Source organism: Myxosarcina sp. GI1(2024) (genome assembly GCF_053543375.1).
The window spans coordinates 88,122-100,324 of sequence record NZ_JBKGTY010000004.1; the positions used below are offsets into that span (position 1 = coordinate 88,122).

General features: G+C 41.2%; 11 protein-coding genes. 5 read left to right on the forward strand and 6 right to left on the reverse strand.

Going from position 1 to position 12,203, the window contains the following annotated elements; genetic code table 11:
* Positions 1–9: 9 nt before the first annotated feature.
* Positions 10–1,593, reverse strand: coding sequence for a protein kinase domain-containing protein (locus ACLFKQ_RS17895; protein WP_449001135.1), 1,584 nt, complete (start codon positions 1,591–1,593; stop codon positions 10–12).
* Positions 1,594–2,161: 568 nt separating this feature from the next.
* Here ACLFKQ_RS17895 and pheT point away from each other — a divergent pair.
* Positions 2,162–4,597 carry a phenylalanine--tRNA ligase subunit beta gene (gene pheT / locus ACLFKQ_RS17900; protein ID WP_449001136.1) on the forward strand — a complete coding sequence of 812 codons (2,436 nt, stop codon included), beginning with the start codon at positions 2,162–2,164 and terminating at the stop codon, positions 4,595–4,597.
* Here the strand turns inward: pheT and ACLFKQ_RS17905 are convergent.
* The 3 genes from ACLFKQ_RS17905 to ACLFKQ_RS17915 all read right to left on the reverse strand — a co-directional run bounded on the left by ACLFKQ_RS17905 (position 4,594) and on the right by ACLFKQ_RS17915 (position 6,127).
* On the reverse strand, positions 4,594–4,965 hold the full coding sequence (locus ACLFKQ_RS17905; protein ID WP_449001299.1) for a glutathione S-transferase family protein: 372 nt from the start codon (positions 4,963–4,965) through the stop codon (positions 4,594–4,596). The two genes, pheT and ACLFKQ_RS17905, sit on opposite strands and share 4 nt — an antisense overlap.
* A gap of 42 nt (positions 4,966–5,007) precedes the next feature.
* A protein-coding gene (locus tag ACLFKQ_RS17910) for an IS5 family transposase (RefSeq protein ID WP_448998612.1) occupies positions 5,008–5,762 on the reverse strand; the annotation gives its coding sequence in 2 pieces (ribosomal slippage) (positions 5,008–5,439 and positions 5,442–5,762; 753 coding nt in all).
* Between the two features lie 41 nt (positions 5,763–5,803).
* Positions 5,804–6,127: a glutathione S-transferase family protein gene (locus ACLFKQ_RS17915; protein ID WP_449001137.1), complete on the reverse strand. Its 324-nt coding sequence runs from the start codon at positions 6,125–6,127 to the stop codon at positions 5,804–5,806.
* Positions 6,128–6,203: 76 nt separating this feature from the next.
* Between ACLFKQ_RS17915 and ACLFKQ_RS17920 the strand changes: the two genes are divergently transcribed.
* From ACLFKQ_RS17920 to ACLFKQ_RS17930, 3 genes are all read left to right on the forward strand, one after another.
* Positions 6,204–6,656, forward strand: coding sequence for a cupin domain-containing protein (locus ACLFKQ_RS17920; protein ID WP_449001138.1), 453 nt, complete (start codon positions 6,204–6,206; stop codon positions 6,654–6,656).
* A gap of 188 nt (positions 6,657–6,844) precedes the next feature.
* A complete protein-coding gene (locus ACLFKQ_RS17925) occupies positions 6,845–8,146 on the forward strand; it encodes an NAD(P)/FAD-dependent oxidoreductase (protein ID WP_449001139.1) in 1,302 nt (433 codons plus the stop codon).
* Positions 8,147–8,171: 25 nt separating this feature from the next.
* Positions 8,172–8,576, forward strand: a complete 405-nt coding sequence (locus ACLFKQ_RS17930; protein WP_449001140.1) for a DoxX family protein — start codon at positions 8,172–8,174, stop codon at positions 8,574–8,576.
* 89 nt (positions 8,577–8,665) lie between these two features.
* Here the strand turns inward: ACLFKQ_RS17930 and ACLFKQ_RS17935 are convergent, their stop codons facing one another.
* On the reverse strand, positions 8,666–9,790 hold the full coding sequence (locus tag ACLFKQ_RS17935) for a YihY/virulence factor BrkB family protein (protein WP_449001141.1): 1,125 nt from the start codon (positions 9,788–9,790) through the stop codon (positions 8,666–8,668).
* Positions 9,791–10,062: 272 nt separating this feature from the next.
* On the reverse strand, positions 10,063–10,275 hold the full coding sequence (locus tag ACLFKQ_RS17940; protein WP_449001142.1) for a hypothetical protein: 213 nt from the start codon (positions 10,273–10,275) through the stop codon (positions 10,063–10,065).
* 663 nt (positions 10,276–10,938) lie between these two features.
* Here ACLFKQ_RS17940 and ACLFKQ_RS17945 point away from each other — a divergent pair.
* Positions 10,939–12,174 carry a cation:proton antiporter gene (locus ACLFKQ_RS17945; RefSeq protein ID WP_449001143.1) on the forward strand — a complete coding sequence of 412 codons (1,236 nt, stop codon included), beginning with the start codon at positions 10,939–10,941 and terminating at the stop codon, positions 12,172–12,174.
* Positions 12,175–12,203: the final 29 nt, after the last annotated feature.

Genomic DNA, 12,203 nt, shown 5'->3' on the forward strand with positions numbered 1-12,203 from the left:
CAGAGCTCACTACCAAAAACCCCTTCTACCATTAGGTAAAATAGTCAGCCAGTTAGTTTTGGCAGCATCTAATTGTTCCTTACTAATTTTGGCATTGGTTAAATTTGCACCACTCAAATTAACCCCTGCTAATTTACAGCGCTCGAAGTTAGCATCTCTCAAATCTGCTCCTCGCAAATCCGCACCCTCTAAATTGTCTCCATTAAAAAAGGTACGATTTAGCTTGGCACCACGTAGTATTGCTTGACGCATATCCGAACCCCTGAAATCACAGGAGCTTAAATTGGCATTCTGAAAGTTAGTTTTAATCGACACTGAATTGCGAAAATTGCTTTCGGATAGATCCGCTTTTTGCAAATCTTGCCGACTAAGATCTTTCCGGGCAAAATCTCTCCTGCCACTAGCATAGGCATCTAAAATGGTAGCTGCATCTACTTTGACGGGTTTGGGTTTTGTTTTTGGTTTATCGGAAAGATTGCCGTTTATATTGTTAATTTTTCTATTAGCAGACAATCCACTAGTAAAAGGTTTTCTACTAGTAAAATGGGAACCAATTCGATGAGAAATTCTGGAGACAGCCGTTCGAGAGCTAAAAACGGCATTTCTACCAGGAGGAATCACACTATTTCTTTTTGATAGACTACTGGAATTTTCCTCGACATTAGAATAACTAATCATGCTTTCGGATAAACTATCAATGTGATTTTCAATATCCAGTGCCTGTAGAACTTCATCGGCACTTTTGTAACGGTTTTTAACCGCTACTTCAAGCATAGTTGTTAATATTTGGGCAAAACTATCGCTGACATTAACATTTTTGAACCAGTCTATTTCACCGGTTATCGGGTCGCAATCCAGATTTTTGGGAGCTTTACCCGTCATCAGATAAATACAGGTAACACCCAAAGCATAAACATCACTAGCATATACGGGACGCATCGCCAACTGTTCGGGGGGTGCAAAACCAGGCGTACCGACGGCAAAAGCAGTTAAAGCAGTCATATCTCCGCCTGCTACCGTATTACCTTGATTTTTCACGACTCCAAAATCAATTAATACCAGCTTGTTATCGATTTCTCTACGGATGATGTTGGCAGGTTTAATGTCGCGATGAATTACTTTTTGGGCGTGAATGTCTCTTAATATAACTAAAACTTCTTTAAGTACCTGTTTGATCTGGGTTTCGTTTAAAACTCCATGCTTTTTGATTTCTTGCTGTAAGTTATTACCTTTAACAAATTCTTGTATGAGGTAGAATTGGTTTCTATCTTCAAAATAATCTAGTAATCTGGGGATTTGGGGATGATTACCCACTCTTCCTAAAGTTTTCGCTTCTCTTTGGAATAGTTCCCTTGCCATGTTTAGAAAGTTAGGGTTGTCGGAGTTGGGACGTAGTTGTTTAATTACACACAAGGGATTGCCGGGAAGTGAAAGATCGGCAGCTAGAAACGTCGCGCCAAAGCCCCCTTTGCCCAAACCTTTTACCAAATGATAGCGATCGCGCAATAGCAGTTTAGATCCACAAGCTCTACATTTTCTAGCTTTGGGATGATTGACAGGTTTGGGACAGGTGGGGTTTAGGCAATAACTCATTCAGAATTTCTATAAGACTCTGTCTGATTAAATTATGTTTTTCATTCAACAGTTTAGTTCTAGCAGCAACTTTTTTTCGGACGATTTTTTAGACTGGAGTTACTTATCAACAGCATATCCTAAGTTTTTTAAATCTGGGGTTACTAGATTCAATACTAAAGTTTAATTTATTAAAACTTTTCTTATTCGAAGTCAAAAGACATCTCAACTTAATTTATAAATCACTCTTTGTAGTCTATAAAATAGAAAAATTGCTCAAACTTTATTTGAGAGTTTATAACTAAATAAATTTACTTAAATTTGCTAATAACCTAAAAAAAATCTTGGTAATTGTAGAGATAGCAGGTGAATTTAGTCAAACATAATGGTCGCTGGCGTGATTGAGCAACGACGGAGGTCTTTAATTACTGAGGAAGCCTCAGCAACCGCCTCCTTCTCAATCGGTCGCTGGATTTTACATCCAGCGACCGATTGAGACTTAAAAATAGTGATCGCTGCTTCAGCGATTATACCTATAAAGGTTAGAATATTTGAGCGGAAAAAAATTGATTGAATAAATTAGGATTCGATGCGCGTCTCTTTAAACTGGTTACGAGAATTAGTCGATGTCAATCTATCTCCAGCAGAGTTGGGGAAAATTTTAACCATTGCCGGCTTTGAACTAGAAGAAATTGAAGATTTACGAACCAATGCTGATGGAGTAGTAGTCGGTAGAGTAATCGAGCGCGATCGCCATCCCAATGCCGATAAACTCAGCGTCTGTAAGGTAGATGTAGGCGGAGAAACCCCACTAAATATCGTTTGTGGTGCGGCTAATGTCAGAGCAGATATTTACGTTGCCGTAGCTACCATCGGCACTTATTTACCTGCGATCGACCTCAAACTAAAACGTACCAAATTGCGAGGCGAAGCTTCAGAGGGTATGATTTGTTCTCTCTCAGAATTGGGTTTAGAATCTGAATCAGAGGGCATCCATATTTTTACCGAAGAAAGGATCGAACCGGGAGATGACGTGCGTCCTCTGCTGGGTTTAGATGATGTAATTTTAGACCTCGCAACCACAGCCAATCGCGCCGATGCTTTGAGTATGGTAGGAATAGCGCGAGAAGTTGCAGCATTGACCGATAAATCGGTCAAATTACCCAAAATTCCAGAAATTGAAGTTTCCCAAACTAATTCTCTGTCAATTGAGATTGAAGATAAACTAGCTTGTCCTGTCTACATCGGTACGGCGATCGAAAATGTTCAACTAGGAGCTTCTCCTGATTGGCTGAAACGGCGACTGCAAGGAGCGGGAGTACGTCCGATAAATAACGTAGTAGATATTACTAACTACGTACTGTTGGAATGGGGACAGCCCCTTCATGCCTTCGACCGAGAAAAATTACAACAGGTAGCTGGTACCGAGGAATTAACTATTGGAGTGCGGTTTGCGGAAAACGCAGAAAATCTCAAGACCTTGGATGATAAAGTCAGAAGTTTGAGCGATCGCAACTTATTGATTACCGCCAATAACCAACCAGTAGCTCTAGCAGGGGTGATGGGGGGCGCAGCTACAGAAGTAGATAACAAGACACAAAATATCGTTCTAGAAGCAGCTTTATTCGACCCCGTAGCCATTCGCCGTTCCTCGCGCGCTGTAGGTTTGCGGAGCGAAGCCTCTACTCGTTACGAACGGGGAGTCAATCAAGTTGAATTAGATGCAGCCAGTAGTCGGGCGATCGCTTTATTACAAGAATTAGCAGGGGGTAAAGTAGTCAGCCAAACCATAGCCGATAACCGAGTCGATCCCGCCAGTCGTAGCGCGATCGAGTTGCGTTTGACAAGAATTCATCAAGTTTTAGGCACGGTTACTAAAGAAAATGGCACCGGTTATATTGAAGCGACAGAAGTAGAATCGATTCTCGGTGCTTTGGGCTGTAAGTTAGAAACAGTCTCAGCAGGCGATCGCGTCTGGAGAGTTGCCATTCCACCTTATCGTTACCGGGATTTAGAGCGCGAAATCGACCTCATCGAAGAAGTAGCGCGCCTCTACGGTTACGATCGCTTCGCCGATACCCTACCTGCCAAAACCGAACCAGGCTATCTTTCTTTTGAATATTATCTTAAAAATAAGCTGAGAACTGCATTCCGAGGTGTCGGGCTGACTGAGGTGGTACACTACTCTCTCGTCAAGCCAACGGGTAGAGAAATGGGGCTAGCTAACCCGTTGTTTGCTGAATATTCGGCTTTGAGAACCGATTTACTCTCTGGTCTGCTCGATGCTTTTGCCTATAATCTATCTCAGGGAAATGGTGCGTTAAATGCTTTTGAAATCGAACGAGTATTCGTGCCCGAAGAAAACAAGCTACATGAAGCCGATGTAGTTGCAGGAATTATGGGCGGTAATTTATTCTCTGAAGGTTTGTGGGTGAATAGTGGTAAAGGTAAGCCAATGAGTTGGTATGAGGCGAAAGGTATTTTAGATAATGTTTTAACCAATCTCGGTCTATCCGTAGAATATCGTCCTGAAACTAGGGAAGAGAGATTGCATCCAGGACGTACCGCTTCTCTATGGTTAGGTGAGGAGCATCTGGGAATTTTCGGGCAACTTCACCCCCAACTGGGACAGCAGCGCGATTTACCAGAAGAAGTTTATGTGTTTCAACTGGCTTTTGAAGTTTTGTTAGCTGCTTTAGATCGAGAGGAACTCACCACTCCCAAATTTGAAGCTTATTCTACTTATCCGGGTGCGGCTAGAGATATCGCCTTTTTCGCTCCATTAGAAATCTCCGTAGCCGAAATCGAACGAGCGATGACTAAAGCGGGAGGTAAATTACTCCAAGAAATCGAAATTTTTGATGAATATCGCGGTAAAAACGTTCCTGAAGGACAGCGCAGTCTAGCCTTTAACTTAATTTATCGCGCAGGCGATCGCACTTTAAGCGACAAAGATGTCGACCCCGTTCATCAAAAAGTTCGTAATACTCTAGAAAAGGAGTTAAATGTTACCCTCCGTAGTTAAAGTCTGTTGTTTGATGCTGATTTTTTCTGTTGCTGCCACTGTCTAGCTCTAACTTTAGGTAATTTTTTAATTCGTCTTAGCCAATTTTGAATAATTTGGGAATTAGGTTGAGTTGCTTGCCAAGCTGGACGCTGCATTAATTGTCTTGACCAGTGTTCTACACTTGGATAATTCGATAGAGAAACCTTTAGGTAAGGCAACCACAGAATCAGCGATCCTGCGACGATTTCAGCTATGCTGAGGCGATCGCCAGCAATATAGGAGTTACTAGCAAGTTGCTTTTCTAGAAAATTAAGCATGCTAAGGATCTGCTGCTTAGCTCTTTCGATCTGATTTTTGTTGTTAGTTTCACGAATGAGAGCAAGCATGGCAGGAATTAACTCGTTTAGTGCTAGGTTCTGTTGACACAATTAACGCAACCAAATTAAAGCCGAAGCAAATTCGGCAAATCCCAAATAACATTCGTCAGTTTTGTCAAAACGGCTGAAAACGCGACGATAGTATTTAAGTTTGTTAAAAAAGCACTCAACTAGATGTCGCTCCTTGTACAGATGTGAATCGTAATCTCTAGGGTTGAGGCGACCAGAACGAGGCGGAATCACGCCTTGAGCACCAGTTTCCTCAATCAAGACCACAAAAGCATCACAATCATAGCCTTTATCGGCAATTACCTGTTGAGCTCGATAACCAGCCACCAATGCCTCTCCTTGACTGATATCGGCGGTTTGCCCTGGAGTCAGAAGCAACCGCAGCGGATTGCCCAACGCATCTACCACAGCATGTAACTTGGTACTAAATCCGCCACAAGAACCTCCTAAAGAGTGTTTTTCTGACCCCCTTTTGCTCCTGCTGCACAGGGATGAGCACGAATCATGGTGCTATCGGGAATTAAACTTTCTAAGTCAGCAGAGTGGGACATTTCTTGCAAGAGACGATGCCAAACTCCCTTCTGACACCAACGCCGATATCGTTTGTAGAGGCTGTTCCAGTTGCCAAAACGTTTGGGTAATTCACGCCATTGAGCACCTGTGCGAGTAATCCAGAGAACCGCATTCAGAAAACGACGACAAGCTTTGGGGTCTTTGATACGGATGTCTTGTTGGTGGCTCAGAACAACGAAAATTTGCTGCCAAGCAGAATCGTCCAACTTAACACGAGATTTCATGAAGAATTTTTTGACTAAAATCAGCAACTTCAGGTACTTTCTCATCTTTGCCTCTTTACGTCAACAGAACCTAAGCATTCCGTCATGCGAACGATGGTTAATGTCTTGGTGTCTGTGGGTAAAAAGGCAGGAGTTGGATACCGAAGTTCGAGATAGTCCAAAATAGTCAGAGATTCAAAGATTGAGAAGCCATTGTCTACTAGTACGGGAACGCGACCAAAAGGATTAATTTTTAAAAACTCAAGCTGCCATTGGTCGCCATTTAATGCTAGTTCGATTGGCTCGAAAGGAACTTGTTTCTCCAGCAGCATAATCCATACAGGACGAGAGTATAGTGAAAGTGTTTGATAGTAAAACTGCATCATCTTAGTAGAGAAAAATCTAGTTGAAGGCGATCGCACTTGGATCTAGTTTTAATTTATCTTTAAAAGAGGTTTAAAAATGTCATTACCTATTATTCTTCAGCCGGGAGAAGGAAAGTCCGTCCAAATTGGCACGAGTACCTGCACCTTTAAGCTGACGGGAAAAGATACTCACGGTCATTTTGGACTATTTGAGTTTACATTAGAGCCAGAAACTCAAGGCGCAAGTCGCCACATACATAAACACTTGACCGAAATCTTTTACGTCGTTGAGGGCGAAATAGAATTGATGTCGGATCGAGATAGAATAACTACTGCTTTACCTGGAACACTAATGACCGTACCAGAAAATACGCCTCACGGTTTTTCTAATCCTAGCTCGATGCGCTCGAAATTACTCATTATGTTTTGTCCTGCAGATTCGCGAGAGCAGTATTTTGAAGGATTAGCAGAGTTAACTAAAGACGGAAGAAAACCCAGTCAAGAGGAGTTATTGGAATTGATGCAAAAATTCGACCAGTATCCAGCTTGATAATTATTGATGATAAATCTAGAAGGCGATCGCACTATTACTTTCTCCAATCTATTACTAAAGACAGAGACCAATAACAAAACATCAAGGTAATAATGAAAAGCAAGTATTAAATTTTGTAATGTTAAAACTAACCTGCATTCGACCAGGATTAATCTGAACCTTTTTATCAGTACAAAACAGCAACAGTGTTGGTTCAACCTAAAATAGTAGTAATTGGTGCTGGTTTTGCAGGTTTGAGAGCGGTTAAAAAATTAGCTCGCTCTAATGCAGACATCTTACTAATCGATCGCCATAACTACCATACTTTTATTCCCTTACTCTATCAAGTTGCCACTGGCTTTATTTCACCAGAGGTTATCGCCTATCCCTTGCGTCTCATTCTGCGCTCTATTCCCAATGCTCGTTTTTTACAAGCAGAGGTTGAAGATATAGACTTTGAGGCTAAAGTCATTCATAGCGATCGCCTTGAGGTTACCTATGATTATTTAGTATTAGCCACCGGCAGCCAAACCAAATTTCTGGGTATAGACGGTGCGCCCCAGTATTCTTTACCGATGCGGACATTAGAAGATGCAGTAAGATTGCGCGATCGCCTGCTGAGAAATATCGAACGAGCCGCCTGTGAAAGCGATCTAGAACGAAAACAGCAGCTATTAACCATAGTTGTTGTAGGTGGAGGTCCTACGGGAGTAGAGCTAGCAGGAGCATCAATCGAGCTGATCGAGGAAACTCTAGCTAGAGATTATCCCTCGCTCGATTTAAACCAATTACGTTTATTTTTAATTCATTCGGGCGAGAGATTACTAGCTAGTTATCCCGAAGATTTAAGCAATTATACTTGTCGGCAGTTGCGTCTTCGGGGAGTCAAAGTCCATTTAAACAGCAGGGTCAGTTCCGTGCTGCCTGGGGCGGTAGAATTAAATGACGGAACTACTATCGAAACTGCTGCGGTTATTTGGACGGCAGGAGTAGAAGCCAATTTACCCATTAGCGAGCGTCAACTAGCTACAGCTAAAAAAGATAAAATTTGCGTGCGATCGACTCTGCAGCTTCTAGAATATCCGGAAGTTTATGCTGTTGGCGATGTTGCTTTTGTCAGACAAGATGGTAAACCTCTGGCTGGGGTAGCCCCTGAAGCACTACAGCAGGGTGCTACAGTAGCTCGCAATCTCAAACGACAATTAAGAGGATTAGCGCCCCAACCATTCGACTATTTTAATAAAGGCACTGCGGCAATTATCGCTCGTAATGCCGGTGTCGCTTATTTGTTCGGTAAAATTCCCATCAAAGGCTTTTTCTGCTGGTTGCTGTGGTTGCTGATTCATCTGTATTATCTTCCTGGCGGCTTTAATCGTCTGAGTTTATTGATTAGCTGGGTTCGGGATTATTTATTCCACGAGCGCAAAGTTCGCCAGATTTTTGCTCACCAAAACTCATACTCGCCAGATTTTTTAGATTCAAAAAGACAAGTTCGCTCTCATTCTTGAACTAGCATAGTGGAGGTTTTTACTAATGAAATACGTTGCCTTAGCAGCTCGCATCTGTCTTTGTTTAATTTTTCTCAAGGCAGGTATCAGCCATCTTTTAAACTTCAATGGGACTGTAGAAATGATGGCGGGTAATGGTTTACCGGTTCCCAATATTTTGTTAGCTTTTACCGTAATATTTCAAATATTAGGAGGTCTATCGTTACTATTAGGTTTTAAGGTTCGTCTCGGCTCGATTCTATTGATTATATTTCTAATTCCTGCCACTTTAGTATTTCACAATCCTATTGCCGATCCTACTCAACTTAATGATTTTCTCAAAAATATCGGTTTGATTGGCGGATTATTAATGGTAATTGCTGCTGGTGCTGGCGCGCTGAGTATTGATGGCGAAAAGATAATTACCACTAGCAGAAGGGAAAAAATTTAGAATTATCTATGTGAGGTAACTTCGACAAGAGAAAAAATAGCCTCTTTCTCGATGCTCTTCCTTTCTTAGGGAGGGCGAAATTGAGTTACTTAGATATCGAACTCTCGATCGCGGCAATCTTCGAGCATGGTTTTGCCGACAATCACATTAAGCTGTTCCCCTAAAAGCATAACTAAAGAACTAAGATACAGCCAAAGCATTAGAACGACTACCGTACCTACGGCACCATAGATCTTGTTGTACCCACCTATATGGGTAACATAGATTCGAAACAGCAGCGAAACTATCGCCCAAGAGATAGCTGCTATTGTTGCGCCGGGTACAATCGGAATGTTTGGCGTTCGATAGCTAGCACCGAAACGATAAATTAGACCAAAAGCGGTGGCGACTACGGCAAGTGCGATAGGAAATCCTAATAATCGCCAGATATAAATTGAAACTAGGCTGAGGTTAAACTTAAGATTCGAATCAATAATTATATTTTGGACGGCAAGATAACCAGAATAGACCAAATGCATTAATAATGAGCTAATCAGAATAATTCCATTAATCAAATTGGCTCTTACTTGTTCTCGTTTTCGGCTCAGTTTGGTTTGCAATTGGTAGATCGAACAGACAGTAATGGTAAAAATAGTTAATATTAGTATGGCGCTAAAAATTTTCCAAGTAATTAGTAACAGGCGATTCCAGCTTTGTTGTAGTGCTATTTGTAGTAAAAAATCTCCGATCCAGAGCAAAAAACCAGCAACAATCAATAAGGCGATCGTGCAAAGAGTCAGCAAAATTGCCAGTAATCTAGCTTGCCAAAAAGAACGTCTATTTGCTGGAGGAACTTGATGAATTTGGTCTAGAGCATTAATTGCCGCACTCAAAACCCCAGAAATAATCCAGATAGCGGCAATAGAGCTTAAAGAAAACCAGCTAGTTCCCTCTGAATGCTTGATTTCGCGAATAAATTCTAGGAGTAAGTTCCATACTTGCCGAGGAATTATATCAGCGAAATAAATGGTAAGATAACGCAATTTGGTTTCTACTGAAGTTTCAAACAAACCAATGGCGGTTAAGGTAGCAATAATTGCGGGAAATAAACCCAACATGGCATGATAAGCCATTTCCGCCGATAAGCCAGTCAACCGTTTTTCAATAACGCTAGCAATAGTTTTTTGTAGGGTTATCCAGTTGAGATGACGTACAAAACGAATCCAAATAGACATCTAAAATTTTTACTGCCTGACTAACTACCCAGTGCTTTTATAACTGCTATTAGTCAGATGCGTCGTGAGTAGAAGACTCTATTTGGTTTGATTGAGGTTAAGGTTAATTACCAATAATTTTTCGGCGTTGGTAAATTAAGGTATGAGTATCTGAGTAATGCAATTAGACAGTTTAACTACAGCGGAATTAGAAAGAAAGCTAAGTCAACTTGCTGCAGTATCTACTCTACGCAAGGCTACAGGTTTGAGAAAGCTTAGAGATTTACTGTTAATTATTGGACAACCAGAGCGATCGCATTGCTCTTAAAGTAGTTACTACCACCGCTAAAATCTCCACTGGCAGACCATTGCTGTCCCAGGCTATCGGTATAGGCACTACCACCTGCATTGACGAAAATGGCAGCACCATCGGCTAAAGTAGTAGTGTAGGTGAGAACATCTTCTGGGTCGTTGTCTTGGAAATTTTCGGCGATCGCCAGAGTCAAATTACTATATTAGTTGTTGAACATCTTTATTAGAAACAAGAGCACCAGGATCGACTGAAAATTGCGTATTACCATCAACACCTTGAGTAAATGATTCGAGTTTAAACTTAATATCTTCCCTCGAATCTCCCTCAAATGTACCGATGGCAGATTCCAAAGGTACAGTTTCATCCCCTAATGCTGGTGGTTGTTGCAGTTTGGTATTGATAATATCAATTTGGATAGTAGATAATTGTAGTCTTTTGTAATCTCTTTAAAAAGTGGTGCGAAAGTGGTGCGGTTTTTATTAATCGCTCAACGCCATGTATATCAATAACGAAGAGAGAAAAGCCAAAATTGGTATAGAAAATTGGTATAGTTAGTTTGTCTGCTAGTAGAGACAATTCAATCAAACTCCGTTTTACTTACCCGACGAAAAAAAGAAACGATATCAATGTCGCAACAAACACTGATGAGGCTGGATTAAAGCTCTAAGAATTGCTCAAACTATTAATGCTGACATTGAACTAGGTCATGAATTTTTAGATAATGCTCGAAATAACACAGTATGGAAAAAGCTATGGGCATTGTGCAGAATAAAAGGCGGTACGATAGGTATTTCGGTGTTAAGTCAACTTTTAACCAGTTTGACGAAAGCTCAATTTGGTTTACCCTAACATTTATATGGATGTATATATTCTTAACTTACTGGCGGTTGGTTTATTGCTGCTAGTCGTAACTTTAGGTTCGGGTTGGATAAAGCGTTTGCCCCTATCGTATTCTCTAATTTATCTAGCAGTAGGAATTGCCCTCGGTCCTCATGGTTTCAAGCTAATTAACCTGCGTCCCAACGCTGAATTTCTAGAGAGGTTAACGGAATTTGTAGTTATCATTTCGGTATTTGGTTGTGGACTCAAGATCAACCGTCCGCTTAAGTTAGGAGCTTGGCAAACTACGATTAGGTTAATTGGTTTTTTAATGCCTTTCTCAATTTTTGGTTTGGCAGCGATCGTCCATTGGCTGTTGGATATATCATGGGGTGGAGCAATAGTTTTAGGTGCAGTTCTTGCCCCTACCGACCCGGTTTTGGCTTCCGAGGTTCAGCTAGCAAATATTAAAGATCGAGATGAATTACGCTTTAGTTTGACTTCTGAAGGCGGATTAAATGATTCTCTAGCCTTTCCTTTTGTTTATTTTGGCGTTGCTGCCTTAGAAGATAGTAACTGGGATAATTGGTTCGTTCAATGGGTAATCATAGATTTGCTTTGGGCAATAGCTGCCGGAGTAGCAATGGGAATTGTGGTTGCCAAAGCGATCGTTTGGTGCGATTGTAAAATACAAAAACGTCGTCCTGCCGACAATCTCTTAGAAGATTTTGTTGCTTTAAGTCTAATTTTACTAACGTATTCGCTAACAGAATTAGTCAACGGTTATGGGTTTCTCGCTGTCTTTGTAGCTGGTTTCATCGTTCAACAAAGCTATTGCGTCAATCTTCAAAAGCGTTTGGCACAGTTAAAATTTATCGAACAGAACGAAAAGCTACTAGAAATTACTACTATCTTGCTATTGGGAACGATTTTATCTATCGAGCCAATAGTTCATTATTTGCCTCAGTCATTGTTAGTAGCGGGAGTATTATTTTTTCTCGTTCGCCCTTTGGGAGTTTGGCTCTCAACTGTTAATACTAACTTACCTAAATCGACCAAGCATCTGATGGGCTGGTTTGGTATTCGCGGTATTGGTTCGATTTACTATTTAACTTATGCTTTGGGAAAAAGCTTGGAAGGAACCCTCGGCGAACAAATTTCCTGGATCGTTTTTACCGTAGTAGTGTTATCGATAGTTATTCATGGCATTAGTGCAGCACCTTTAATGAACTGGTATCAAAAACAAGAAACTTCTGGTAAACCCTTAGTTTAAGGGTTTCTCGTGCCCTAGCTGGAGAGATG

What these genes read in the sequence shown, in the direction of transcription:
- ACLFKQ_RS17895 (WP_449001135.1), bottom strand. Translation starts at nt 1,593, where the DNA reads ATGAGTTATTGCCTAAACCCCACCTGTCCCAAACCTGTCAATCATCCC.
- pheT (WP_449001136.1), top strand. Translation starts at nt 2,162, where the DNA reads ATGCGCGTCTCTTTAAACTGGTTACGAGAATTAGTCGATGTCAATCTA.
- ACLFKQ_RS17905 (WP_449001299.1), bottom strand. Translation starts at nt 4,965, where the DNA reads ATGCTTGCTCTCATTCGTGAAACTAACAACAAAAATCAGATCGAAAGA.
- ACLFKQ_RS17915 (WP_449001137.1), bottom strand. Translation starts at nt 6,127, where the DNA reads ATGATGCAGTTTTACTATCAAACACTTTCACTATACTCTCGTCCTGTA.
- ACLFKQ_RS17920 (WP_449001138.1), top strand. Translation starts at nt 6,204, where the DNA reads ATGTCATTACCTATTATTCTTCAGCCGGGAGAAGGAAAGTCCGTCCAA.
- ACLFKQ_RS17930 (WP_449001140.1), top strand. Translation starts at nt 8,172, where the DNA reads ATGAAATACGTTGCCTTAGCAGCTCGCATCTGTCTTTGTTTAATTTTT.
- ACLFKQ_RS17935 (WP_449001141.1), bottom strand. Translation starts at nt 9,790, where the DNA reads ATGTCTATTTGGATTCGTTTTGTACGTCATCTCAACTGGATAACCCTA.
- ACLFKQ_RS17945 (WP_449001143.1), top strand. Translation starts at nt 10,939, where the DNA reads ATGGATGTATATATTCTTAACTTACTGGCGGTTGGTTTATTGCTGCTA.